Here is a 22,944-nt window from a genome sequence, read left to right as displayed (position 1 = left end):
ACATCGCCATATCTACCATATAAAGCAGCGGCGGTAAGGTCATGTAGTTTAGACAAGTCAGCACCTCCGTACCACTCGATATCCATCTTTCTTAGGTCATCTAGCGACCAGTCATAGCTATCATCGCTGGCTCTAAATTCGTTGAGGTCAAAGTAAGCATTACTTGAAGCAGTAAAGACATTCAAAGTTTTATTAAAAAACTCTAACCGTGTTTGAGGGTCATTCTGAGCAAGTAAAGCATCTTCAACTAGATCATCGATTGATACTGATACACCAACAGATGGATTAGCAGCAGCTAAAACATCCGGATTAGTAAAATCTGGCACATCGCCTTTCTCATCTTGGTCAGCTTTTGCTACAAAAACAAAGTAGTCATCAGCTTTGATAGTCCTATCTAGTATCCTTTGAACATATTTAAGACGTTGAGCTAAAAACCCATTTGGAACATCACCAGCAGTACTGATACCAATCAATAATTTATTTCGATATGCTTTTTGAGCATTTTTCATCAAGATATATTTTTTTGAACTTCTAAAAGTGTGTAACTCATCTAAAATTAAAAGGTTAGCATTCAATGAGTCCAAACGTTTTTCATCACTAGCTAAGGCCTGGATATAAATTGAACCATCGCCGACTTTTCTTGATATGGAGTGTTCAGCGTTGTTATTTCTGACTTTGAAGCTTTTGTCGTTGAATTTATCGATATTGTATTGAAGGAAAGAAAAGGACTCCATTGTTTGTTTCAACGAATTGGCCAGAATATATAGTTTAGAACCTGAACCACTTTCTAGAATTGATAAGGCCCAACCAAACGCAGCAGAAAAAGCAGTTTTCCCATTTTTACGAGGAATTAAAATCAAAGCTTCATGGAATCTACGTAGGTTAGTTCCTTTGTGAAAAAAAAGAAGTATATTAACTACACAAAAGATTTCCCAAGGTTGCAGAATGAAAGGTGTTCCTGGAAGAGGATTACCATTCAAGTCTTCTCCCTGTTGATGAACAATGGTTGTGTGAATTAAATTGATAACAAAATCCGCTTGATCCATTCTTAAATCAAACTCATCCGTACGTTTTAAATCATTTAAAAAACGTTGGCTTGCTTGTTTTTGTTCAACATTAGCCGATCGCTTACCAGCTACAGTATCTTTAGCAAATTTAAGAGCGGTATCAAAGTGTTTACTCATCAATTACCACTCTCCTTACCTAATTGAGAGATTAGAGAGTCAAAAGAGTTACCACTATCTTTCTTATCAGCGACTACTTCCTGTTTATTCGCTTTAGGGTTGAGTTGCAGTCTGTCAGAGTAAGTAGCAATGTCTTTTCGCAGAGTTTCAAGAGCATTTAAGATTGGCACCTTACGTTGATTGGTAGCACCAGCCTTGTTAGTGTACTCTTCAGTCACTTGGTAGCCACTTGCTTCATACTGGCTTTGTAGTGCATCGTATTGAAGCATTAAATCCACATAAACATTGATAATATCGGCATATCCAGGTTGATACGTACCGAGTGCCTTCATTTGTCTGATAACTTTATTTCTTCGCTTTTCCTTATCTGTCATTTCTCACACCCCTTTTTTAAGCAAAATAAAAATGGGTTCACACCCATTTACTAAAAATATTCGCCGCACTTGGAAAAAGCTCTACCCCCTCGTTCCTCCTAAGCTATTTTTTAAATTTTAGAAGGTGGGGGGATTATTTATTTTTTAAATTTTTAAATTCTCTTTTTCTTTTATTCTGCCAGTAAAGACCACGTCCTGTTACTTCGTTTGTGTCTCTGTTGTGCATCGTGTTATGTGCTTTATTAGATAACGAGATTAAGTTCCAGTCTTGAAACCTTAGCTCTGGATAATCAGTAACCGGATAGATATGGTGAACCATCTCAGCAGGTATTGTCTTCCCATAACGCTTTGACTCTTGGCATTCATACTGATCACGTCTAAGTATTTTTTCTCGTTTCATCTGCCATCGTTTTGATTTGTAGAACTCATGATTCATATCAAATTCCTCCTAAAAATAGGTATAAAAAAAGACACTCATTGAGTGTCTTGGTTGGTACTTGTAGTTCTGATAGAACTAGTTATATAAGATAAGATTTTACGAAAAAACTTTAGGAGAATAACGAAACTTTTGCTCTAAATCAACAGAGTTCATGATAGGATAACCCACCACTGTTTTGAGCATACCACTTTTTTGTTCATTGTTCAAAAGTACTAAGGTAATATTCAAGGACAACTTTAAAATTATCACTATACTAATAGTAACACCCTTGACTCCTAACAAACTCCTACGATTCTCCACAAAAACTCCGATTTTATTTTTCGTATTCAAGTAACTCCCCAAACTTATATGCATGGGCAAACTTAATAATCGCTAAGTCTAGCAAATTATAAAACTGGCTTTCTGAATAACCTAATTCAGTCATAATCATGAAGTCAGGCTTTTTGTGTTGATCTAAATATTTTAAATACAATATTTTTCTATCATTAACACTTAAAGCATTAAATGCTTTATATATAGTAGATAACTCTTCTTCAGCTTCATCTTGTCTAGCTAAATGTTCATCTAAAGCATTGAAATTACTATTACCAAACGTTTTAAGTTCTAAGCTAAACGTCTGCGTAACTTTAGATTCATAAGAACTAGAAAGAATTAATACTAAGTTAGATACTGATTTTAAAACATTTTTAGCTTTAGTTTTAGTTGATTTATAGTCTAATTCTTTGAATAGAGTAATAGTTATCACCTCGATTATTTTTAATTATTAAATTAGTCTGTGATATGATTTTTAACAGAGGAGGTGTTTAAGAATGTGTGATGAAAAACGTAGTAAAAACCTGGAGGAGAGCTACCCTAAAATTTCTAAACCTACATATGTGATTCCTAAAAAACAGAATGATGAATCAAAAGAAAAAGATTAATCTTTTTTTTTACTTTTCATCTAGTATTGCATCTGGTGCAAAAGTCACGAATATATATTCCTTGACATCAGAAAAATAAGTTATTGTAGATGCTCCTGGATTACATTCAACCGCTTGCTTCATAATTTCAAAGTCTGTTAGCTCACCTTGAATATTTTTAGGAATAAAGTCTTGCACACTATTTATCTTTTCACTAAAAGTGAATTGTAACTTATCCTTATCTGTCGGAATTCCTCTGGCTATCCCTGATATTATTAGCTTTCTATCTTTATCAAAAACTGCTACATAAGGTTTCTTTTTATTTTCATGCATAACTTTTTCAATAGCATCTAAATTAAACGAAAATGGACTTTTATCACTAGGTGTCATTTTTACGTTTTTTATATTTATATTAGATCTATATTTTTTTGCCATTGGTATAACGGCAGATATAGCTGCCATCAGCAAAATCACTATTAACAGAGATAGTATTACTAATATAAATATTTGTGATGGTGTTTCAAAATTAATTGTATTCATTGCCATCATCGCAACTATCGTACCCATGAAAGATAAAAAGACTGAAAATGCTTTTTTAAAACTATCATTTGCCTCTAAATCTAAAAATCCAAATGATTGTGATACTTGATAGGCTATAAAACCTAATGCTCCTGATGATATAAATGCTAATATTAAATTCATTTGTTTCTGCTCCTTTATTATTTTTTTCGTTTATAATAAGTATTGTATTTTTTATAATTTTTATAAAAAGTTGGAGGAATATTGAATGATTCGTAAACAAAAAACACATAAATCTTTTTTTGAAAAATTTAAAGCAAAATTTGGTGCTAACTCCCGCTATCAATTTAAAGCACTATCTATCCTTATATTAACAATAATGTTAATGACATTAACCATTAAAACAGATATATTGTTTTATGAATTCACTAAGTTCATATATGCGATATTTTTAATTATAGTACTGATTAAGATGATAAATTTAATCAATAATAAAAATTACCTTTTAGCATATATCTACCTTTACCCTGCTTTAGTCCTCATCTTATTTGAAATGTATTTTTGGTCAACCCCATTTTCAGATAATGCGGATCAATATATGGTATACACTCTATATGGAACTTTGATTAACATATTAGTTCTGCTTGTATCTATCTTTTTTCAAGATACGATGCCATCGGAATTCCAATCAGTTCATTTGGATTTTAAAAATCAAATAAAGAGAATATGGTTCAAATTAATATATTCAGCTATTATTGCGCTTATTATAGCAATAATGCTGATTCCTACTACAGATAATTTCACAGTATTTTCTTTTTTTACAACGATTATTCTGTTTTTATTAGATCCTAAGAATTTATTTTTACTTCTATCACCCAATAAAAATAGAAATACCACAATATCTGCAAATATTGAAGCTCAATTTTTTCTTTTGAAATTATTTTATTTATCTATAATCGTATCTCAAGCCATATCGTTATTTATCTTTAATTCAGATAGCCCTGTGCTTAATGTGCACAAAGAATTAATACTCGATAATCAAACACATAAAATCGCTATGTTTTCTTTGGTGTTTATCAGCTGGTGGATAATATTGTTTCCTGTGTTAATATCCATAACAAGAAATAAATCTCTGATGAATAGCTGGATTGAAAAGAAAACTTTTTATCACAAGCATTCAGGTAGACCTCGTGGATTAAAACGACCATACAAAAGAAAAGAATATAAAGAATATAAAAAGCATAAAAATTAAACTTATTGAAACTCCTCATAATTATTGAACTAACCATAAATAATTATGAGGTTTTTTATACCATTCTTACTTCTGGGAATACCTCTTTCTTGAACTATACTAAGTGCATCCCTGATTCTCTATTGTTTATCTATGTGGGATTTTGTACCTTAACAATCACTTTAACTCCAAAACAATCAACTATCTAAAATTTGCATCCCTCTTAATTCAGGTTAATTATCTTTTACTTACCCTGACTCTATTAGCCAATACATATATTTCACTAATTTCTCTTTTCCGCTTTTCCTTGATAAGAATTGATCTAGCTTTTCTAACTTGATTATCTAAATATATTGCATCCCCATTAATCTGACTTTGAATAATCTCTTTAACTGCTAAATTATCTTCATAGCTACTCACCAATAACCTCCTCAATCTCCAGCTCTGTTCTGGGAGAATCACTGTATTTTTTGAACATATGAACTTCAACAATTTGCTTATCATCACGAAACACAACACCATTGATCGCATCCGTCACTGCTTTGAAGTAGTTATCTAAATCTGGTTTAACACAAGGCATTATTTTCCCAGACATCATTTTGTCTTTTTTCACTTGCGAGATACTTTTAGGAATTAGACGATAAAATGTAGCATTAATTTTTATTGGTCCTTCTAATACCTCACCGTGATATTGAAACTTAGTTAATATCAAAATATGATTCTTATATACTTTTGACTTCTTGGTATCATAAGCTTTTTGATGTTTTCTGTTCACACCATTTTTATACTGACCAGTAAATCTAGGTCTTCCTTGTGCTATAGGTTCTGTGTCATAAACTAGCTTTATTATTTTGACTCAACTCCTCTCTAATCCCAGTCTTCAATGTAAATGTAATTGCTATCTTCTTCGATAAGTTCTAACTGAGCATTATCACTTGATTCCAACCGTTTAATTAAGTCGCTATTAAGCATGATATTCACTGACTTATTCTTTCGGTCGCTTAAATAATTAGCGATAAACAAGTTATAAACTTCTGAATCTAAATTATTTTTTATCATCACTTGATACTTTGATAATTCATTGACTGCTAGAATAACCTGCTGATAGGCTTTTTTCTTTTTGTAATTATCTAATTCACTATTCACCGTCAGCGTTGTTGTAAACGTGTCCGAATCCATTCTTTTTAACAGAATATCAAACAATGAACTAGCTCTTTTAGATGTCTTTTGCTCAATCTCTGTTCTTAGTTTTTCTAACATGCTAATAATGCCTCCTTATATTCTTGAATAAAGGCTTTTATCTCGCTCATAGTTGGCACTTCTTTATCGCCTTCAAGTCGATTAGTAATGTATTGATTGGTGGCATCGAGTAGCTGTTCTTGTTTTGTCATGACCTTTTCCTCCAGTTATTCACTCTTAATCCGTGGCACACTTAAAACAGTAAATCATCATCTTCAATATGAATCGTATTTCCACTATCGGCAAATGGATCAGTGAATGTACTTTTCTTGTTTGGACTCTTTCCCAATCCGCCCGAATGCGATGTTGCGTTCTCCACTTGACTGACTCCTTGATAGCTACTGTTGCTTGTCGGCGTTCTGCTCGTGCCAGTTTTGCCATTCTTCTTAGACTCCAGCAAATAAAACTGTTCAACGACTAGCTCTGTGACGTAGATTGTTTTACTATCTGCATCTTGATAACTTCGCGTTTGTAGTCGCCCCTTCACGCTAATTAAGGCTTCCTTAGCTGTAAAGTTTGCTAAGTTCTCTGCTGACTTCCGCCAAATAACGCAATTAATAAAATCTGCTTCTCGTTCGCCATTAGCATTCTTATAGCTACGATTTACAGCTAGTCTAAACTGTGCGACTGCGACTCCTGTTGAGGTTTGTTTAACTTCAACATCATGAACCAGCCGCCCTTCTAGGATTGTGACATTCATCATTTATTGGCCACCTCAATCTGTTGTAAGACGTTTTGTAATGCTTTATTATCAGTATCTTTAGGCTTTTTAGTACTTTGTTGATACTTCGACCAGTCAGTCGCAATCTCTTTATGCACTGGTCTGTTGTTTGTCGTATAGCCCGTATTACCCCCACTTGTAGCAACTGGTTTATCTTGTGTTTCCATGCGGTTCTTTAGCGTTGTGTAGTTACGGTTAAAGGCTCTGGGATTATTAATCTTTCCTTTCCAGAATGGATCAGTTTGCGAGAAGTTCAGCACTCGCTTTAATTCTTCAAAAGGGCGTTTATCATCATCCTTCATCATCTGAAAAGTAACTGCCCAATTAGTTAAATCTGGTTTAGTAAATTGCTCATCTCTCTCTTTGATTTTTTTAAATAATCTCTCCGATAAAAATGAAGATTCACTATCTATATCTTTACTCTTACTAGAGAGAGTATTTAGATTATGATTTAAATTATAATTATTATATATTCCCGTTTTTGAACGCAAACGCGAACTGGGTTGCGAACTAGAAGACGAACCACTTACGGAACTAGGTTCAGGATTAGTTGAAGCACTAGCTATAACTTTAGGTTCTTCTTTAGATTCTGGTACTTCTTCTTTTTTAGTTTCATAAAGTGGCACAATTTCATAAATTGGGGCTTTTTCGCCACGATTAATAATCTTAATAAGTCCTTTTTCAACTAATAATTTTCTCTGCTTAAAAAAGGTTGTTTTTGATACTTTAGCTGACAACATGATTAAACTATGAGGTAATGTTAGTTTTTCTGGTCTTTTAGCCAAAACGTATTTAGTTAGGATAGTTTCGTATATTGACTTGGCTGAAGCAGTTAAGTCATCGTCAAATTGCAACCACTGATCAAAAGCATAGTGTTGTTTTAAAAAATCTAGTTTTTCCATATTGACCTCCATCGAATTAAATTATTATTCCTCGATAATAGAAGATATACCTAGGAAGTGACACACCTTTTTTAAATTTTTCACAGCTGCCGGACCTTCTGTTTTTCCTTTTATAAGGTCTCTGAAGTACTGTTTTGACCATCCAAAATGGTTGATAACATCAATTTGCTTTAACTCTAAATCAATTAATCTCTTTTTAATCTCTTTTTCTTGTTTAGACATTTTAATATCTCTCCTTCACTTTACTTTATACAGCTTTTTAAAGTATTGACTAGAAACACACCGTTGTGTACGATATGGGTACAATAAATAAACAAACAAAGATTACTATCAATCCTAAACAATGAGTTTTTGTTTGCTTTAAATAACTTATTTTAGAAAACTGTAAACAAAGTATAATACACCGCCATGTGTTTTGTAAACAAAAAATCACACCGTTGTGTTCTTTTTTCAGTTTGATTGAAAGGAAACCCTATGTATGACTGTCTTTGAAAATATTAAAAAATATGCAACATTAAAATCTATGAGTATTCCTGAGGTTGCGTTAAAATCTGGTTTAAGTAGAAATGCCATATATAATTGGAAACACAAAAGCTCTGATAAAATCAACTTAGGATACTTAGTAAAAATTGGTGAGACTCTAGGAGTTTCTTATAAAAAATTACTAGATGATGGAATAGACGATGACAAGAAAATTGAAAGAAAAACATTAGATTTAAAAACTGAAATTGAAGATGAATATGGCCCACTTTTTATGTATGGTGGAAAAGAAATACCTGAAGAGGATCTAGCTGTAATTAAAAAGATTTTAGATTCAAATTTAAAATAAAACTCCTGGGGGAATTATATGGATGTTATTATAAAACATTTGTTGGGGCTTGCTTTTAATCATGGAATAGGAGTAGTTGAAACCAGAAGTTTAACTAGTCACACACCTTCTTTTGCAGTACCAAAAAAGAAAACTATTATTCTCAACATGAACTGGTACAATGAACGCGAATTACCATTGGTTTTAGCTCATGAAATTGCACATATATTTAAGGATACAGAAACAGCTACTACTACTTCTACTACACATATCAAGTGCGAAGGTGCAGCTGATGCATATGCTATAAGTTTGCTCGTGCAGTACTACTATGAGTACATACTAGAATCAGAGATTACTTTACTTAACATAGAAAATTTTATGACTATGTTTGCTGTACCTAGTTGTGAACGATGGAAAGTAGTTAAAGTGTTTGAAGACAGATTCAAATAGAAACAAAAGTGTCTGAATTTGGACGGGATTCATTTAGTCTTTTTCTCGCACACGCGAGAGTATATTTTTAGACCACTTCCGTGGTCTTTTTTGTTATACTAAAAAGTGATTATAATTTTTGGAGGGGAAAAGAATAATGGCGAATTTTTTTGCAATAATATCGACTATAGCAATTATTGCTATAATTACATATACTGTTAAATTCATACGAAGAAGAAAGGTAACTAATAGAAAAGAAATTGATTTAAAAAAATCAATTCAAAAAAAACTATACATCAGTATAGGAGTTTTAGTTATTTCTATAATTGGTGTAGGTGTTACTGCTCCTCCAGTTGAGAAAGCTGATGCTGGAGCATCAAACCAGTCATCTTCTAGTATTGACAGTTCATCATCTAGCGAATCACTTGAAAGTAGTTCTTCATCAGAGTCATCTTTTTCTAGTGCTTCTAGTGAAAAAGAATCTTCTAAAATAGAAAGTGCTTCAAGTTCATCTGCTCAGCAACAGTCTTCAGTTTCTAATTCAAATACAGGAGCTATGAACCCTGCTATCAATAATAATGGCGGGGAACAACCCAACCAAAGTAAAGAAGACGCTAAGCCAGATACAACAACTAACAATGAAACTAGCCAACAAACTACTACAGCTACACCCGCACAACATGGTTCAATCAAAGGAAATATCAACAGCAAAATTTATCATGTTCCAGGTGGAAAAAGTTACAACAAATTAAGTGAAGCAAACACTGTTTACTTTAATTCTGAAGCCGAGGCCCAAGCAGCTGGTTATAAAAGAGCAAAAAATTAGCCATTCAATCGAATGGCTTTTTTGCTATAATTAAACATATATATCAAGGAGGATTCTAATGAAAAAATCACACATTCTTTCGGGACTAGCTTTAGCTAGTGCTTTCATCGGATTAAGTTTCACAAAACCTAATACTGCTGAAGCTGCCACACCAGATAAAACAGCTACAGTTAACTATGTTAGTGGCTATGGTATTGCAACATGGGGAAATGTACAATCCAATGCTAATGTAACTGGTCACTACCTACCAACTAACTCACAATGGTTAGTCAATACAACTGTCACAGGAGCAAATGGTCGCTCATGGTATCTTGTTGGAAACAACGAATGGGCAAGTGAACAATATTACGACTTAGGTAATGAAAACTCATCTCAATCTTTAGATGCGACTATTACAATCAACTATAAACCTGGACTTAGTGTTAATATTTGGACTTCTCCAGCAATGACTGGTACAAACGGACAAGTTAAACATGGTGCTGATTACAAAACAACACAAAGACAAGTTGTAAGCGGTAAGACATGGTATCAAATTGGTGCAAACCAATGGATCAGTGGCGACTATGCTAAGATTAAGAACGAATCTTCAAGAGGTCAAAAAGTTTTTTCAAGTGCCACAACAACTACACCAGTAGTAAATAACAATCAAAAACCTACTACAGAATCAACATACAGCCCTGCTAATGGTAAAATCATTGCTAATAGAGATTCTGGAATTTATCACGTTCCTGGTGGTAGAAGCTACGATAAAGTAAAAGATCAAAATAGAGTTTACTTTGATACAGAACAGCAAGCAATTAATGCTGGATATCGAAAAGCAAAGAATTAGTCACTCAGTAGAGTGACTTTTTTAGGTTGATATCAATTACACATTTATTTTATAATCAACTTGGAGACGTTTTTGGCTTTCGGTACTTTTGGAGGTGATTTTATGACCAACCTTTTTAAAGGAATCGAAAGAAAGGAGAACGCTCCAAATGTTTAACAATTTGGTTCTATTTAGCACATTGCTTTTTAACACAATTAGCATTGTTGTGATAATAATAGACCACAAAAAAAAATAACCTTGCCTTAGGTGTACAGCCTAGCAGGTTATCTATTGGTTACTAGTATTTTTAATACGAAAGCTGATAACGTCTCTGCCCCTGTTTGTGGCAGGGGCTTTTTTTGTGCTTTCTACACGTTTATTATATGAATCCAGAACTATTTTTGTCAAGACGTAGCCAAAAGTTTTTTGTCAGCTTGTCAAAAAAAACGCTATATAACTAAGATAATTAAGTACTATCCCCATAATTATTGAGTGTATATTTGTTTAAAAACAAAAACTCAAATATGTCAATTGTTTGATTTAACACCTTTTTTATAAAATTTAAATATTACATAAGCTCCAATTCCTAATAAAGATCCACCTATTATATAAGGAAATATATTGAAACTTGTTTTTTCTGTCTCCGAATAATTTGTAGTTGCTCCTCTATAGCCAGAATTAACAGGTGCCATACTCCCACTATCAAAGTTATCATCTAAACTTGCACCATGATTATTTCCAAACCCATTATTATTTAAATTAGGCTGTAAACTAGGATTATTATACAATGCCTGCTGATAACCCGTTTGGTATTGATTCTGTGAAGTGAGCTTATGGTTATTCCACATAGAATACCCCAAAGCAATCCAAGGTAGATAAGACATAAATTTGTTACTTGATGAATTATTGTTTTGCTGCTGTTGATTTGACTTGCTATATAAAACACTTGAATACCCACTATTTGATGTACGGCTACTATTGTTTTTATTAGTGGCCGTTTTACTGCTATTTTTATTAGAATTATTGTTAAATTTACTCTCTATTGAGGAACTATTGTCTTTAATACTGTTTTGAGCGCTACTATTCGTTGTGCTATTTGAGCTACTTTTTTCAGTAATATTGGATTTACTCTTCTTGGTTGTAGCATTAGATTCATCTTTTTTGGTAGTGCTTGAATTACTTTTCTTGGTTGTAGTGTTACTAGAACTGCCCTTTTTTGTATTGCTAGAGCCACTCTTTGTCGTTGACTTAGAGGGACTGGATTTACTTTGTCCTCCTGTGCTACGACCACCTGTATGACCACCACCGCGACCGCCTTTTAAATTAATCACAAAATTCCCCTTGTTATCTGTTATTTCAGCATGCACTTGATTTGTACCAAACTGCATTATTCCGATAGATACGGTACTGAATACAAGTAATTTAGTTATTCTCTTTTTGTTTTTCATTATTTAACTCCTCGCATGATTATTTTATTATTTTATCACACACGCAAGAATATATGTTTAAACTACATTAGTGGTCTTTTTTGTTATACTTGAAAGTGGATTATATTTTTGGAGGAAATAAAATGAAAAAAAGTTTAATTTTACCACTTTTGGCGCTTTCTGCAGTAGGTTTGTCCGGATGTTCTAAAAATGATACCAGTAGCGGTCAAAGTTCTTCTGCTAATCAAAATGTCGTATCATCAGAGTCAACATCATCTACACAATTAATAAAGGATAAAAATACAGCTGAAGGGTTCAATAAAGAAATCACAATTGACAATGTGACTTATTCAATCATAAAAGCTAAAGTAGAACCTTTGAGTATGTATCAATATCCAGCCGGAGAGATTTACGCACCTAATGTTGTCACGGTTACATATAATGTCAAAAACAACTCTAATAAATCAGTTGATGTAGGTAATTTTGCTAACATCGGAATGTATGGCCCCCAAAATAAACGTCTTAAACCTTTTACATTTAGTGGGAATATTGATCAAACAATTTTAAACCCCGGAACACAAATAGACGCCAATATTTCTTATGCTACTGATAATGCCGGCGACTTCAAGATAGGATTTACTTCTAGAGATACATCTAGTTTTACTAGCCAAAAACAAGTTGATGAAGGTTATGCTGCGTTTAAGTTTAACGTCTCACAAATAACTGAAAATTAAATTTAAAGTCACCTAAGTGGCTTTTTTATATACTAAAATATTAATTGGAAGTGCTATCATGAAAACAGTACGTAAATTATCGCACCTAAAGTAAGATAGATTTAAATAGAGACCACAAGAATAGTTTTTTGTTACAATAAACTACATGAAGATTAGGAGGATTAAGAATGGAAAAAGAATTTTATTTTAAACATGATAAAACTACAATAACTATTAGTGATGAGATGCTAAAAATCAAACGAAAAGGCCTTAGTAAAAAAATAACACACGGATTAAGTGGTGAAAAAGAAATTAATATTAATAACATCACAAGTGTACAAGTTAAAAAACCTACTATTTTTACAAAGGGCTATATCCAATTAGCTTATACAGGAAGCCCTGAGACAAAGAACGGTATTCTGGCAGCAGGACTCGATGAAAATAGTGTTTTATTTGTGCATAAAGATCAAGAAAAAATTGACGAAATCAAAAGTTACATAAACAGCATTATCTATAGAAAAAAAGATAATTCCTCTACAAATAATCTATCTGTAGCAGATGAAATTAAGAAGTTGAAAGAATTACTTGATCAAGACGTTTTAACTCAAGACGAATTTGATGCTAAGAAAACAGAACTATTAGAATTATAAAATTACTATTAATAACATAAAGAATTTGGTAAGCTTAATAGGTATTTAAAAAATTTAGAGGAGATTTTCTAATGAAAAAGACATTAACAATCGTAACACTTGCTAGTGCCATGTTGCTTGCTGGATGTTCGTCAAAAGAAGCAACAGTTCAAAAGGGATCAGGGGAACAACAAACTACACAATCATCTGAAGCACCAAAGACAAACGTAGGTGGAATTGGTGATACTGTAACAGTTGACAAGATTAGTTACACAGTAGATAAAGTAGAGCTTACAGACCAACGTAATGAATATACAGATAAAGACTTAGGTGGAACACCTAAATATGTTGTAAAAGTAAGTTATACAGTCAAGAACGGCGATGACAAAGATAGAACTTTACTAGATACAATTGACATGTACGACCCAGCAGATAAAAAGCTAAACAGATACGCTTTGTATGATAACGTCTTATCAACCATTGATGCTGGTAAAAATGCAAGCTCTACATACTATGTAGCAACAAACGATTTAGGTAAGTTTGAAATGAACTTTAAGCCAAATATGCTTGGTAACGATAAAGCAAAATTTGCTTTTGAAGTTAAGGAATAATTAATCAAGCCACTCAATGAGTGGCTTTTTTATATGCACAAAAAAAGTAGCCGTTAGGCTACCTTTATTTTTTCTTCTTATCATAAATTCTTCTTAGTGCTTTATATTCTGCTTTTTGTTCAGAAGTTAACTCATCTAGTTTAGCGAACAGCATTTCATCAAGCAAATCACCGATACTATTCATTCCTAGAACCTCAGCAACAGCCTTAGCTGTGTTAGCTGTTTCAGGATAACATCTTAATGAAGTTGCTTTCTCTTTCCTTCTCTGTTTATCTATCTTTTTAATTTCCGGATTAGATGTTGGTAACTCATTTCTTGAAAAAACATTTTTTGGATAAGCTGCTTCTTTTTTATTCTTTTGAAGTCTAGCAGTTAATAAGTCTTCACCCTTAGCCATCGTTTTCAACCCTTTCAATAAATTCATCAGTAATTTTGCTATACAAAGCATTTACTCTTCTATCGTGCATGTCGTGTTTTTGCGCCTTACAATCTTGGTCAACAATACCAATAATATCGTAACGCTTTAGACGTTCCATGTTTTTAACGATGTTTTCAAACATATTAGATTTATGAAATTGTTTTTCTGCTTCTTGTAAAATCATTTTGTCTACTTGTGAGTTATTTTTTAGCAACACTGGTAGAATTCCAGCAATTTTATAATCTGCATCGTAGTTGATAATTAACTCGTTAAGATACTCGATAAACGCTTCACAACCTGCGTAAGAGCGTTCTTGCGTTTGAAGAACTAAAACAACATCATCAGAAGCCATTAACGCTGAATCAGTAAATAATGAAACAGTCGGTGGTGTATCGATGATAATGTAATCAAACTCATCTTTGATTGGCTCTAATAACTTAGAAAAGTGCAATGCTCTATCTTTCTGACTATTTGGATATTTCTTCTCCAAAAACAATGGGTATGAAGTAAAGTCGGCGAAGCTAGGTAATAAATATAAGTTCTCTTTGATTTCAGTAAGGATTGGTGAAAGGTCATTATTACTAATCGCACTCATCAAAGTGGTATCAAATTTAATTACTTCATTAGTTTGTGCTTGTTTTGTATTTAAGAATAAAGAAGTTGCATTTGCTTGCGGATCTAAATCGGCAACTAATACCTTCTTACCTTTTTTAGAGAGCTGATAAGCAACTAAACAACTATTAGTGGTCTTACCTGTCCCTCCTTTAAAATTACCAAATGTAACTATTTTTACCATTTTTATTCCTCCTGATTTTGTTCTTTTTTCATTATAACTTTTGTATACACATATATCAATCTACACATATGCGCATATACGTGTATACATGTAGACGAGCATACACATATGTGAGCATATCAACATATCCATATGTTCATATGTTTTTGGAAAAATGTTTTTAATAGCTTTGATTACATAGAAAAATAAAACCTGAAATGTTTCTTATTAAAAATAACCATATGCAAGCATATTTATATGCGAATATATCAACATGCGAATATATTAATATGCAGACATATGCGCATGCGCAAAATAAATAAGTTTGACTTTCTTTGGTAAATATAGTTAAATTAAGGCATACAAAAAAGCGACCATCCTGGCAGGGACGATCGCTCGAACAAAAATATAGAAAATTTTTAAAATGAAAATCAAAAAAGATTCAACACATTTCTTTGATTTATGTGTTAATTATATCATTTTTATTTTAAAAATCAAAAACAAATTAGAGGAGATTTTTAAAATGACACAATTTATCCAACTAAACAAATCAGTACTAAAAAACAAAGAACTTAACTCCAACGACAAATTAGCACTTTCACTTTTGACTGATCGTATGAAATCATCAGTTAAACGTGACAACTTTTTTGATAAAAAACAAGATGATTTTTACGTGATCTACACAATCGATGAAATGATGGAAGATTTAAATCTTTCAAAAGGCACAACTGTTAACATCTTCAAAAAACTAGAAAAACTAGGATACATCAAAAAAGCTAGATGTTTTAACGGAGCTACTAAGATTTTCCTTACAGAAGAAGAAACTACCGTAAGTTCAAAAATTGAACCTCCCAAAGTTCAAAAATTAGAATCTAATCATACTAACTCTAATCATACTAACTATACAAATGATACAAATGACACCTGGGACGTTTTAGAAGATATCATCGAGAATAAAGTTAAAGCTGAACCACATACCGAAGAAGTGGTCGAAAAGCCTAAAGAAGAAGTTAGTGAGATTATGAAGAAAGATGCAGTTGAAGTTCTAGGTCAATCATTAACAGAGAGTGGCTTACCTGAACCACTAGTGGCTACTCTAAAGACTTATGCTTTTAATGACTCAGACAAACTATACAACTACGCAGGTATAATCTTTAAAGCAAAGAGTGTAGCTAAAAAGAACGCTGAACGACTAATCGGACCAGCTGATGCTGCTTTTAGATTTGAATTAAACAATTTCATGACAAATAAACTAACCTCTGATATCAAGAAAATCATTATCACGTCACAACGCGTAGCTAAAAACAAAGCCGCTTACATCATGCGTTCGCTTATCAATCTTTTTGAAGAGCAAGCTAACGCTTATTTAGTGGCATAATTATGGGGTACAGTAAACTACGCTAAGGTAGATTAAATCATAATAAGGAGGAAGAGGTTAAGTATAGATTCTATATTTGGTTGGTTAATGATTTTAGGCATAATTTTTGCTATTTCAGATTTTTTGGGTGGAAAAAAATAAAAGTAAAAAGCAATGAAAGATAGTATCCATGATATTTTTTACGTACTTATAAATATTTTTTCACATATGTTACTATAAAAGTATCAAATTTAATTGAAGGAATAACGATGAATAAAAAACTTTTTACAACTTTAGCTACTGCAACATTAGGACTAAGTTTTTTTGCTGTAAGTCATTCAACAGAAACTTCTGCAGCTGTAATTAATCATGATAAAGTAGTAGGATTTCAAGAAACTGCACCATCAAATTTAACTGAAAGAATTGAAAAACAATATAAACCATACTTAAAAGTTTATAGTGGAGCAGTGCCATTTCCTGCTGTAGATGCTGCGGGGAACACTAGTGGTGGATTACAACCATCAGGTGACCCTAAAGGGCATGCAAGTAAAAGTACAGGACAAGTTTATGCTCGTTCAGGCTGGTATCAAGGTAAATGGGCAATCATGTACTCTTGGTACTTCCCTAAAGATGAACCGGATACTCATATCGCAGGACATAGACATGATTGGGAAAATATTGTTGTTTGGTTAGATAACCCATCAAATAAGAATCCTAAAGTGCTGAAAGTTTCTTATTCAGCACATGGTGGATATACTAGTTACGGTTACAGTAGCAAAACTTTCCGAGGTAATAACGTTTTAGTTGGATATGACAACATGAAACCTGTTCCTAAGTTTGTTGATCATTCATTATCACCATCTAACGGTGAAGTTGGCGGTACACAGCCACTAATTGATTGGAATGATTTAACACCTGCAGCTCGTAATGCTTTAAATACTACTGATTTTGGTAAAGCCAGCGTTCCATTTAAAGATGGTAGCTTCGAAAATAATTTGAAGAAATCATTAAGTACATTTTAATGTGTTAAACTAGTTATGTGAGGATAAACCTCATCATTCCTAACCACCTTTGTAATGAGGGTGGTTTTTAATTTCTTAATATACTTATTAAATTAAAATTTATTAAATTAAAATATAATAAAACGTTATTATGAAGCGGGTTATAGCCTGTGGAAAACGTCTATACACCCCGTTCTAGCAACGTTTTTACTTGTAGGGCGACCGCCCTATGTGGTATTCTATTAATAGAGATACGGACAAATAAAAAAGTTCAACCTATCGTCAAGGTTGAACTGATATATAAATCAAGTAACTCGGTGTTCGTCTTTCTCGTAGTTGTCTGTAATAGCTTAGAACTTTTTCGTCGGAGTTCTAAGCTATTTTTTTGTGTTTTTGATTTGCTCTAAAAATCGAGAATAAGCTTTTCTGACTTTTGGCCAGTTCTTAATTCCAATTAAAGCAATATCAATTACTATTTTTGCAATTTGCAAATATAGTAATGCCTCGTTCAAAGGTTTTTTCCTTTCTCTTATAATCCGAATTCGGTTGTCACTTTCATAGGTAACCACTCCTTTCGGTAAAAATTCGAGAAAGGCGAAGTAGTACGCTTGATTTATAAATTCATAATACCACATATATCGTTATTTGCCAATGAGAGCCCGCACATTGATTTTTTGAACCTTCTAGGTAAAAACCCATACCTTTATTGATAAAGGTATTCACTTTGCTTAAATATCGATTTTAGCGTGATTTCTTATGTTAATTATGGTATAGGAGATAAACAAAACAAAAAAACCCACTAAAAAGTGGGCTTTTTTAAATCTTTTTACCTGTTTCCCTTGACTTTATAACCCAGCGGGGTTATAATATATATATAAGTTAAGGAAAGGAGGTGACAACGTGTTAGAAAACGTTAACAGTATTCTTGGAATTATCTTATCACTCCTAACTATCCCAACAGCTTGGAGAGTGTGCAAAGAAGAAATCCAAAAACACTATGATGACAAAGATGACGAATAAGCCGAGAGGCTTACTTCATTGTACCTAATTCTAACACAATACTATGAGAATATTAATCAGATTATTACCGTTTGCATTTTGGCTTTTAGCCATTTTGTTACCTGTCAGCTCAAACACAAGAGTAACATTGGCTCTTATAGGTGTTTTTATAACACTTAAAGGCGGAGATATTTTAATAAATTGGTACGAGAAAACCAAAGGAGATAAAAAATAATGAGAGCAATTGAAAAAATTAATCAGATACTTAAATCTGACTACTCAGGTTATGAAATCGGAAAAGCTTCAGGAATATCAGCAAGTCGAATTAGTGAATTGCGTCGAGGCGATAGAAAAGTTACAAGTTTGACGTTGACCACTGTTGATAAACTTGAAAAATTTTATGATGAGAATTTTTAAGTAAAATAATTGGAGGAGATTAGTTTGGATTTTAAAAAAATAATAACGCATATATGCAATGTAATTTGGGTTAAAGTTGAGGATGGAATATACTTACATGATTATTATAAAAAGTGTTTAAAGGTGATATTTTCAAATGCATCTATTACGATGCTTTTTTTATTTTTTAAGAACCTTTTAGAAGGCAACTTTGTTTTTAATAATTTAATTAAAATTGTAATTTTAATTTATATTACTATTGTATTTTGTAATATCATTTATAACTGTGCAAAAAGACAAAAAAATATAGCTTTGGCGATTAGTTGGCTCGTGGGTTTTCTCCCAATTACAGTATATTGGTTTCCCCAAATTAGTCCGCCAGTAATTATCGTTGCTGTAACACTTTGGCTTTTTGTTTTATATATAGGAGTGGAATCAAGTAGTCGTCTTTCTGAAGATTTATCAATTAAATCGAGATGTTTTAAAGAAAATTTGCGCAATCGCAACAAAGAAAGATTTCAGCAGCTCCTGTTTGTAATTATTTTCTATGTAATAGTTGGTTTGTTATATTGGTTTGTTTCTGACTTTAGTGTTGAAGTCTTTCAAATTTTTTCAGTGACAACAAGTTTCTTTTCTTTTTTCTTGAGTGCAGATACCTTGATAAGTTTAATGGGCATCAACTCTGACGATGTAAAAGATCAAAAGAAAGGGCAGGTTAATACAAAATTAAACAGGTTCAAATTATGTTATTTCCTTTTCTTATTTGCTATGGCTTGTATAAATTATCTAAGTCTACCAGATTTTATTAAAAATAATAGTTTGGTAAAAATGTTGCCTTTCGGATTAAGAAAAGTGATTGTATTTTTCATTTTTATAATTTTGTATTATATTGCTTATAAGATTTTTTCCCCTAAAGTTAAAAAACTTTTTTTTACTACAGACAGAATTTTATTTTTAAGATGTTTTTATGTTGTCCATCAAACAAACGTATCGGATTTAAAAGAATTGAGTGAATTGAAAGAAACTGTAGATAAAAAAGCCCAGGACTTAGAACAAATTAATCAGGTATTAAAAAATGGGTTTATAAATTTCAAAAAAATCAAAGTAATATCATATAAAACAACTAAAACTAAATTTTAAACACACAAAAAAGCCCTACTCGAAAGAGTAAGGCTTTTTATTATTGTTGATGAATGTTAAAAGTTGGAGTTTTATCAGGATCGTTTTCGTAGAAATCTCTAGTCATAAAGAACATTCCTGCACATGCTAATATTATCGAAAATATAATCATACAAAACATTATTTTTCTAGATAATAGATATTGATTTCGTTCTTGATAGTTAATTTTTCTCTTTCTTTTTATCAAATTCTCCCAGATAACAATTCCAAAATTTCTAAAAATTTTAAATTTGCCACTTTTTTTCTTAGTTTCTTCAACTAATTCTGTAAAATATACTTTATCGGCGTATTTATTAGATTTTTGAGATGATGAACCAAAAGAAGAAATCTTTTTGATTCCTACGAGTAACGTATTGAGCAACATGTACGTACCAAAAATATATATTGCTCCCAATATTATAACTGCCCCTAGATTTCTGGAATTAGTTAAGTCTGCGTTCCCGAAAACATTCCCTAATAACTGTAAACCACCGAATGTTGCAAAAGTAATAGCTGTAAAAATACCTAAAATAGAGACAAAGTCTGTATATATGCTCTTTCGTATATTTTCCATTTCACCGATTATCTTTTCAGCTTTTTCAGCTGTTTCAAAAGCTTCTTGTGCTTTAGTATTAGCTTTATTTGATTTTTCTATAATTAATCTTTTTTGTATTTGCGCTAATTTGATATGTCTAATTGCATCTGTGCAAAAAGCTGATGCCTCAGGATAACTAGATTCTAGTTGACTTAATTTTTGTTCAGCATTTTGATGTACGCTTTCGAGCTCCGTATCATCAATGTTATTGAAAATTTCATTTGTAATAATGTCATAAGGAACATGAATTTTTTTATCAATAAAAACTTTGACCTTACTTTTTAGCAATGCTTCTTCTTTTTTTGATAACGATCCACTTTGACAAATCAAACCTGCAACAACTTCAGACGGAGAACCTAAGGACGGGGTGATAGCCATTTCATTTGTTCTCCTTTTTTGAATTTATTTCGATAAAATTTAATGGTTTCATTGTCAGAATATGCCATGTTAGGACCCAAATCGTTCCACTGATTTTCTTCATGGCTTTTGTCGACTAAATCAAAAGGATTTATTTTTACTAAAAAGTCAATATATTTGTCTATGAACTTTTTGTTTTCCGTATCTATTTTTAACTCGTTGACGTCAAATTTTTTTTCAACTAATTCTTGGTTTTCATCAAACATAATATGGTTCTCAGGAGCGGGAATTTTTTTCCCACCGTTCATAGAATATTCTGTATAAACAGATCTAACTACCGGACCATAGTCCCATCTTTCAAAAGGTTCATCTACTAATGGTTCATTATCTACGACTAGTTTTTTTGCGTTTAGAAAATACATAATCTTTTGTAGTTGTAGGTTCGATACCATTCCGTAGTCTTTAGCTTTATATATAATGTAATCTGCTACATCCATTGCGTTTGCCATGTAAATACCTCCTTTAAAAGTCAAATATATTTATAAATATATTTATCTTTCATAAATTAGTATGGCAGAGTATTATACTTTAATCAACAGGTTGCTTCAAGTATATTTGCAAAAAATATATATTAATCACAAAACGATATTTAATTTACTCGTGTCGACCCACTGATTAACACCTAGATCAAAATATTTTTTATCTTCTGATTGGTTAATTACAAGGTATAACTCGCCTTGTGGTAACTTCTGAACGCCTGGCATACCTGTTTTTGGTTGTTGTTGTGTATAACAATCATCAGTAATTACTTTAACTGTCATACCTCGATAGTCTCCACCAGTTTTGCCACGGTTAAATTTAATTAGTGCGTCTTTTTGGTCAATTAAACCACCTACTGACAACATACCGTCATCAGTATTGTGAAATGCCCAAGGCGAGCCGAGTGGTAGCACTCTGTCAGTTGGCTTTTTCTTTTCATCATATAAAATTGCACCACCAGGATTTGAAATCCAAGCTACACCCAAGGCATCTACTGCACATTGCCCAGTTAATTTTGTTAAGTCCATATCGTCATTTTCTCCTTTAGCTGCTTTAATCACCTCGTCATAAAATTGTTGAAGAGTCCACCCTTGCATAGCCACGTAGCTTTCAGGGTCGTAGTGATTAACTTCTTTATAAGTTCGACTAAGCTCGGCATGTGTAGTAATTCCATTCAGAACGTTCCAAGTAATCGGAATACCACTATCTTTTGATAATTTTCCAACTAACTGACCAAGCAGTTTTACTTGATCTGGGAATTTATCTTTTGAAACTCTAACCATTTCAATTTGTGAGTAAGCCTTGCTATTAGCGGTTGGACCAGCCCCCCAAACTTGGTAACCATTTTCAAAAGTCTGTACAACCCTTTTGTCATCAACAAAATAATTAACATAAGCATACTGTGTAGCCCAGTTGTTATTTGAGTTAGAAACCTCATTATCAATTGTTGATCTAGCATTGGCTGTTTCGTGTATAACAATGATTTTACTTTCTGATTTGTATCTATCGGGTCCTTGAATGATTCGTTTTTCAATAAACATTACTTATCCTCCTTGATTTCTGCACTCACTGGTTCAGGTGCTCTTTTAGACTCGTCAGGTGTTTCCTGCGGGTCTTTTTTAGTTTGTTGTGGTTCTTCTACATGTTCGGGTTCAACGTCTTTCTTTAACTTGATATCCGTATCAGATAAATCGCCTTTATCTGCATCAGCTTTTAACTTCTCTAGTCGCTCTTTTAAGAAACTAGGAAAAGGCACACCCATAACATCAAGATTTTCAATGATTGAAAGTCCATAAAAAGCAATGTAGAAGCTAGTTAAAGCATATCCGACTACATCGAGATTAAGAACGTCAAAGAACGGATATAAAACCAAAATTAACATCAAAACAGGCACGTTTTTCTTCAGACCTTTAAAACCAGTAGTGGAATCTGCTCCGATTTTTGCGCCTTTAAAAAAAGATTTAAAAAGCCCTGTGAAAATATCGAAAGTCCACACTACTGCGAAAGCCACGAAAAGTGGTTGGTCGACAAGGTGAATAAACGCTTGCCATACCGTTGGTAAAAAATTATCGTAATTCAATTTATAAACT

Annotated in this window: 31 protein-coding genes; 12 read left to right on the top strand and 19 right to left on the bottom strand. The window is 32.5% G+C overall.

What is annotated here, in order from left to right:
• The 5 genes from R4Y45_RS07435 to R4Y45_RS07415 form a co-directional block, all read right to left on the bottom strand.
• The coding region (locus R4Y45_RS07435) for a terminase large subunit domain-containing protein (RefSeq protein ID WP_339970631.1) at positions 1-1,184 on the bottom strand (1,184 nt) is incomplete at its 3' end.
• Entirely contained in the window at positions 1,184-1,558 is a 375-nt protein-coding gene (locus R4Y45_RS07430; RefSeq protein WP_339970629.1) for a P27 family phage terminase small subunit, read from the bottom strand. The genes R4Y45_RS07430 and R4Y45_RS07435, both read right to left, overlap by 1 nt.
• A 133-nt stretch (positions 1,559-1,691) precedes the next feature.
• Positions 1,692-1,994, bottom strand: a complete 303-nt coding sequence (locus tag R4Y45_RS07425; protein WP_339970627.1) for an HNH endonuclease — start codon at positions 1,992-1,994, stop codon at positions 1,692-1,694.
• 316 nt (positions 1,995-2,310) lie between these two features.
• On the bottom strand, positions 2,311-2,742 hold the full coding sequence (locus R4Y45_RS07420; protein ID WP_339970626.1) for an ArpU family phage packaging/lysis transcriptional regulator: 432 nt from the start codon (positions 2,740-2,742) through the stop codon (positions 2,311-2,313).
• A 184-nt stretch (positions 2,743-2,926) separates the two neighbouring features.
• Positions 2,927-3,598: a hypothetical protein gene (locus R4Y45_RS07415; protein WP_339970625.1), complete on the bottom strand. Its 672-nt coding sequence runs from the start codon at positions 3,596-3,598 to the stop codon at positions 2,927-2,929.
• Positions 3,599-3,683: 85 nt separating this feature from the next.
• On the opposite strand from R4Y45_RS07415, the gene R4Y45_RS07410 reads away from it, so the two are divergent.
• Positions 3,684-4,667, top strand: coding sequence for a hypothetical protein (locus R4Y45_RS07410; RefSeq protein WP_339970624.1), 984 nt, complete (start codon positions 3,684-3,686; stop codon positions 4,665-4,667).
• A 216-nt stretch (positions 4,668-4,883) separates the two neighbouring features.
• Here R4Y45_RS07410 and R4Y45_RS07405 read toward each other — a convergent pair whose 3' ends face one another.
• The 7 genes from R4Y45_RS07405 to R4Y45_RS07375 are packed head-to-tail and all read right to left on the bottom strand — an operon-like array spanning position 4,884 to position 7,730.
• Positions 4,884-5,066, bottom strand: coding sequence for a hypothetical protein (locus tag R4Y45_RS07405; protein WP_339970622.1), 183 nt, complete (start codon positions 5,064-5,066; stop codon positions 4,884-4,886).
• Positions 5,059-5,466, bottom strand: coding sequence for a RusA family crossover junction endodeoxyribonuclease (locus R4Y45_RS07400; RefSeq protein WP_339970633.1), 408 nt, complete (start codon positions 5,464-5,466; stop codon positions 5,059-5,061). Before R4Y45_RS07400 ends, R4Y45_RS07405 begins: the two co-directional genes overlap by 8 nt.
• Before the next feature lie 47 nt (positions 5,467-5,513).
• Complete coding sequence (locus tag R4Y45_RS07395) at positions 5,514-5,906, bottom strand: hypothetical protein (RefSeq protein WP_339970620.1); 393 nt, start codon at positions 5,904-5,906, stop codon at positions 5,514-5,516.
• Complete coding sequence (locus R4Y45_RS07390; protein WP_339970618.1) at positions 5,900-6,037, bottom strand: hypothetical protein; 138 nt, start codon at positions 6,035-6,037, stop codon at positions 5,900-5,902. The genes R4Y45_RS07395 and R4Y45_RS07390 overlap by 7 nt, the downstream gene beginning before the upstream one ends.
• A 41-nt stretch (positions 6,038-6,078) precedes the next feature.
• Positions 6,079-6,588 carry a single-stranded DNA-binding protein gene (ssb, locus tag R4Y45_RS07385; protein ID WP_339970616.1) on the bottom strand — a complete coding sequence of 170 codons (510 nt, stop codon included), beginning with the start codon at positions 6,586-6,588 and terminating at the stop codon, positions 6,079-6,081.
• Positions 6,585-7,508, bottom strand: coding sequence for a hypothetical protein (locus R4Y45_RS07380; RefSeq protein ID WP_339970614.1), 924 nt, complete (start codon positions 7,506-7,508; stop codon positions 6,585-6,587). The genes ssb and R4Y45_RS07380 overlap by 4 nt, the downstream gene beginning before the upstream one ends.
• Before the next feature lie 24 nt (positions 7,509-7,532).
• Positions 7,533-7,730, bottom strand: a complete 198-nt coding sequence (locus R4Y45_RS07375) for an XRE family transcriptional regulator (protein WP_339970612.1) — start codon at positions 7,728-7,730, stop codon at positions 7,533-7,535.
• Between the two features lie 256 nt (positions 7,731-7,986).
• Between R4Y45_RS07375 and R4Y45_RS07370 the strand changes: the two genes are divergently transcribed.
• From R4Y45_RS07370 to R4Y45_RS07355, 4 genes are all read left to right on the top strand, one after another.
• Entirely contained in the window at positions 7,987-8,337 is a 351-nt protein-coding gene (locus R4Y45_RS07370; protein ID WP_339970610.1) for a helix-turn-helix transcriptional regulator, read from the top strand.
• Positions 8,338-8,355: 18 nt separating this feature from the next.
• Positions 8,356-8,766: a hypothetical protein gene (locus R4Y45_RS07365; protein ID WP_339970608.1), complete on the top strand. Its 411-nt coding sequence runs from the start codon at positions 8,356-8,358 to the stop codon at positions 8,764-8,766.
• A gap of 136 nt (positions 8,767-8,902) precedes the next feature.
• A complete protein-coding gene (locus tag R4Y45_RS07360) occupies positions 8,903-9,571 on the top strand; it encodes a sunset domain-containing protein (RefSeq protein WP_339970606.1) in 669 nt (222 codons plus the stop codon).
• Between the two features lie 58 nt (positions 9,572-9,629).
• Positions 9,630-10,400 (top strand): sunset domain-containing protein, encoded by a 771-nt coding sequence (locus tag R4Y45_RS07355; protein ID WP_339970604.1) that lies wholly within the window; start codon positions 9,630-9,632, stop codon positions 10,398-10,400.
• 506 nt (positions 10,401-10,906) lie between these two features.
• On the opposite strand, the gene R4Y45_RS07350 is transcribed toward R4Y45_RS07355, so the two are convergent.
• Positions 10,907-11,827 (bottom strand): hypothetical protein, encoded by a 921-nt coding sequence (locus tag R4Y45_RS07350; RefSeq protein WP_339970602.1) that lies wholly within the window; start codon positions 11,825-11,827, stop codon positions 10,907-10,909.
• Between the two features lie 122 nt (positions 11,828-11,949).
• Between R4Y45_RS07350 and R4Y45_RS07345 the strand changes: the two genes are divergently transcribed.
• From R4Y45_RS07345 to R4Y45_RS07335, 3 genes are all read left to right on the top strand, one after another.
• The gene (locus R4Y45_RS07345; RefSeq protein ID WP_339970600.1) at positions 11,950-12,540 is read left to right on the top strand and encodes a hypothetical protein; all 591 of its coding nucleotides are present in this window, start codon (positions 11,950-11,952) and stop codon (positions 12,538-12,540) included.
• 167 nt (positions 12,541-12,707) lie between these two features.
• On the top strand, positions 12,708-13,169 hold the full coding sequence (locus tag R4Y45_RS07340) for an SHOCT domain-containing protein (protein ID WP_339970598.1): 462 nt from the start codon (positions 12,708-12,710) through the stop codon (positions 13,167-13,169).
• Positions 13,170-13,240: 71 nt separating this feature from the next.
• Complete coding sequence (locus R4Y45_RS07335) at positions 13,241-13,759, top strand: DUF4352 domain-containing protein (RefSeq protein WP_339970596.1); 519 nt, start codon at positions 13,241-13,243, stop codon at positions 13,757-13,759.
• 64 nt (positions 13,760-13,823) lie between these two features.
• Here the strand turns inward: R4Y45_RS07335 and R4Y45_RS07330 are convergent, their stop codons facing one another.
• Both R4Y45_RS07330 and R4Y45_RS07325 read right to left on the bottom strand, forming a co-directional pair.
• The gene (locus R4Y45_RS07330; RefSeq protein ID WP_339970594.1) at positions 13,824-14,183 is read right to left on the bottom strand and encodes a hypothetical protein; all 360 of its coding nucleotides are present in this window, start codon (positions 14,181-14,183) and stop codon (positions 13,824-13,826) included.
• The gene (locus R4Y45_RS07325) at positions 14,149-14,973 is read right to left on the bottom strand and encodes a ParA family protein (protein WP_339970592.1); all 825 of its coding nucleotides are present in this window, start codon (positions 14,971-14,973) and stop codon (positions 14,149-14,151) included. The genes R4Y45_RS07330 and R4Y45_RS07325 overlap by 35 nt, the downstream gene beginning before the upstream one ends.
• Positions 14,974-15,475: 502 nt before the next feature.
• Between R4Y45_RS07325 and R4Y45_RS07320 the strand changes: the two genes are divergently transcribed.
• The 4 genes from R4Y45_RS07320 (at position 15,476) to R4Y45_RS07305 (ending at position 19,845) form a co-directional block, all read left to right on the top strand.
• Positions 15,476-16,330, top strand: a complete 855-nt coding sequence (locus R4Y45_RS07320) for a replication initiator protein A (RefSeq protein WP_339970589.1) — start codon at positions 15,476-15,478, stop codon at positions 16,328-16,330.
• Between the two features lie 248 nt (positions 16,331-16,578).
• Positions 16,579-17,331, top strand: coding sequence for an NPP1 family protein (locus R4Y45_RS07315; protein WP_339970587.1), 753 nt, complete (start codon positions 16,579-16,581; stop codon positions 17,329-17,331).
• Positions 17,332-18,543: 1,212 nt separating this feature from the next.
• A complete protein-coding gene (locus tag R4Y45_RS07310) occupies positions 18,544-18,726 on the top strand; it encodes a hypothetical protein (protein WP_339970585.1) in 183 nt (60 codons plus the stop codon).
• A 24-nt stretch (positions 18,727-18,750) separates the two neighbouring features.
• Positions 18,751-19,845 (top strand): hypothetical protein, encoded by a 1,095-nt coding sequence (locus tag R4Y45_RS07305; protein ID WP_339970583.1) that lies wholly within the window; start codon positions 18,751-18,753, stop codon positions 19,843-19,845.
• Between the two features lie 40 nt (positions 19,846-19,885).
• Here R4Y45_RS07305 and R4Y45_RS07300 read toward each other — a convergent pair whose 3' ends face one another.
• The 4 genes from R4Y45_RS07300 to R4Y45_RS07285 form a co-directional block, all read right to left on the bottom strand.
• Positions 19,886-20,836, bottom strand: a complete 951-nt coding sequence (locus R4Y45_RS07300) for a hypothetical protein (RefSeq protein WP_339970581.1) — start codon at positions 20,834-20,836, stop codon at positions 19,886-19,888.
• A complete protein-coding gene (locus R4Y45_RS07295) occupies positions 20,815-21,324 on the bottom strand; it encodes a Panacea domain-containing protein (RefSeq protein WP_339970579.1) in 510 nt (169 codons plus the stop codon). Before R4Y45_RS07295 ends, R4Y45_RS07300 begins: the two co-directional genes overlap by 22 nt.
• Positions 21,325-21,450: 126 nt before the next feature.
• A complete protein-coding gene (locus tag R4Y45_RS07290; protein WP_339970577.1) occupies positions 21,451-22,395 on the bottom strand; it encodes an N-acetylmuramoyl-L-alanine amidase in 945 nt (314 codons plus the stop codon).
• Entirely contained in the window at positions 22,395-22,934 is a 540-nt protein-coding gene (locus R4Y45_RS07285) for a phage holin family protein (RefSeq protein ID WP_339970574.1), read from the bottom strand. Before R4Y45_RS07285 ends, R4Y45_RS07290 begins: the two co-directional genes overlap by 1 nt.
• Positions 22,935-22,944: the final 10 nt, after the last annotated feature.

The organism is Holzapfeliella saturejae, assembly GCF_037546065.1.
GTDB classification, from domain to species: Bacteria; Bacillota; Bacilli; order Lactobacillales; family Lactobacillaceae; genus Holzapfeliella; species Holzapfeliella saturejae.
This window is presented reverse-complemented; position numbering and strand designations above follow the sequence as displayed.

What these genes read in the sequence shown, in the direction of transcription:
- R4Y45_RS07430 (WP_339970629.1), bottom strand. Translation starts at nt 1,558, where the DNA reads ATGACAGATAAGGAAAAGCGAAGAAATAAAGTTATCAGACAAATGAAG.
- R4Y45_RS07425 (WP_339970627.1), bottom strand. Translation starts at nt 1,994, where the DNA reads ATGAATCATGAGTTCTACAAATCAAAACGATGGCAGATGAAACGAGAA.
- R4Y45_RS07415 (WP_339970625.1), bottom strand. Translation starts at nt 3,598, where the DNA reads ATGAATTTAATATTAGCATTTATATCATCAGGAGCATTAGGTTTTATA.
- R4Y45_RS07410 (WP_339970624.1), top strand. Translation starts at nt 3,684, where the DNA reads ATGATTCGTAAACAAAAAACACATAAATCTTTTTTTGAAAAATTTAAA.
- R4Y45_RS07395 (WP_339970620.1), bottom strand. Translation starts at nt 5,906, where the DNA reads ATGTTAGAAAAACTAAGAACAGAGATTGAGCAAAAGACATCTAAAAGA.
- R4Y45_RS07390 (WP_339970618.1), bottom strand. Translation starts at nt 6,037, where the DNA reads ATGACAAAACAAGAACAGCTACTCGATGCCACCAATCAATACATTACT.
- ssb (WP_339970616.1), bottom strand. Translation starts at nt 6,588, where the DNA reads ATGATGAATGTCACAATCCTAGAAGGGCGGCTGGTTCATGATGTTGAA.
- R4Y45_RS07380 (WP_339970614.1), bottom strand. Translation starts at nt 7,508, where the DNA reads ATGGAAAAACTAGATTTTTTAAAACAACACTATGCTTTTGATCAGTGG.
- R4Y45_RS07375 (WP_339970612.1), bottom strand. Translation starts at nt 7,730, where the DNA reads ATGTCTAAACAAGAAAAAGAGATTAAAAAGAGATTAATTGATTTAGAG.
- R4Y45_RS07370 (WP_339970610.1), top strand. Translation starts at nt 7,987, where the DNA reads ATGACTGTCTTTGAAAATATTAAAAAATATGCAACATTAAAATCTATG.
- R4Y45_RS07365 (WP_339970608.1), top strand. Translation starts at nt 8,356, where the DNA reads ATGGATGTTATTATAAAACATTTGTTGGGGCTTGCTTTTAATCATGGA.
- R4Y45_RS07360 (WP_339970606.1), top strand. Translation starts at nt 8,903, where the DNA reads ATGGCGAATTTTTTTGCAATAATATCGACTATAGCAATTATTGCTATA.
- R4Y45_RS07355 (WP_339970604.1), top strand. Translation starts at nt 9,630, where the DNA reads ATGAAAAAATCACACATTCTTTCGGGACTAGCTTTAGCTAGTGCTTTC.
- R4Y45_RS07350 (WP_339970602.1), bottom strand. Translation starts at nt 11,827, where the DNA reads ATGAAAAACAAAAAGAGAATAACTAAATTACTTGTATTCAGTACCGTA.
- R4Y45_RS07345 (WP_339970600.1), top strand. Translation starts at nt 11,950, where the DNA reads ATGAAAAAAAGTTTAATTTTACCACTTTTGGCGCTTTCTGCAGTAGGT.
- R4Y45_RS07340 (WP_339970598.1), top strand. Translation starts at nt 12,708, where the DNA reads ATGGAAAAAGAATTTTATTTTAAACATGATAAAACTACAATAACTATT.
- R4Y45_RS07335 (WP_339970596.1), top strand. Translation starts at nt 13,241, where the DNA reads ATGAAAAAGACATTAACAATCGTAACACTTGCTAGTGCCATGTTGCTT.
- R4Y45_RS07330 (WP_339970594.1), bottom strand. Translation starts at nt 14,183, where the DNA reads ATGAATTTATTGAAAGGGTTGAAAACGATGGCTAAGGGTGAAGACTTA.
- R4Y45_RS07325 (WP_339970592.1), bottom strand. Translation starts at nt 14,973, where the DNA reads ATGGTAAAAATAGTTACATTTGGTAATTTTAAAGGAGGGACAGGTAAG.
- R4Y45_RS07320 (WP_339970589.1), top strand. Translation starts at nt 15,476, where the DNA reads ATGACACAATTTATCCAACTAAACAAATCAGTACTAAAAAACAAAGAA.
- R4Y45_RS07315 (WP_339970587.1), top strand. Translation starts at nt 16,579, where the DNA reads ATGAATAAAAAACTTTTTACAACTTTAGCTACTGCAACATTAGGACTA.
- R4Y45_RS07310 (WP_339970585.1), top strand. Translation starts at nt 18,544, where the DNA reads ATGAGAGCAATTGAAAAAATTAATCAGATACTTAAATCTGACTACTCA.
- R4Y45_RS07300 (WP_339970581.1), bottom strand. Translation starts at nt 20,836, where the DNA reads ATGGCTATCACCCCGTCCTTAGGTTCTCCGTCTGAAGTTGTTGCAGGT.
- R4Y45_RS07295 (WP_339970579.1), bottom strand. Translation starts at nt 21,324, where the DNA reads ATGGCAAACGCAATGGATGTAGCAGATTACATTATATATAAAGCTAAA.
- R4Y45_RS07290 (WP_339970577.1), bottom strand. Translation starts at nt 22,395, where the DNA reads ATGTTTATTGAAAAACGAATCATTCAAGGACCCGATAGATACAAATCA.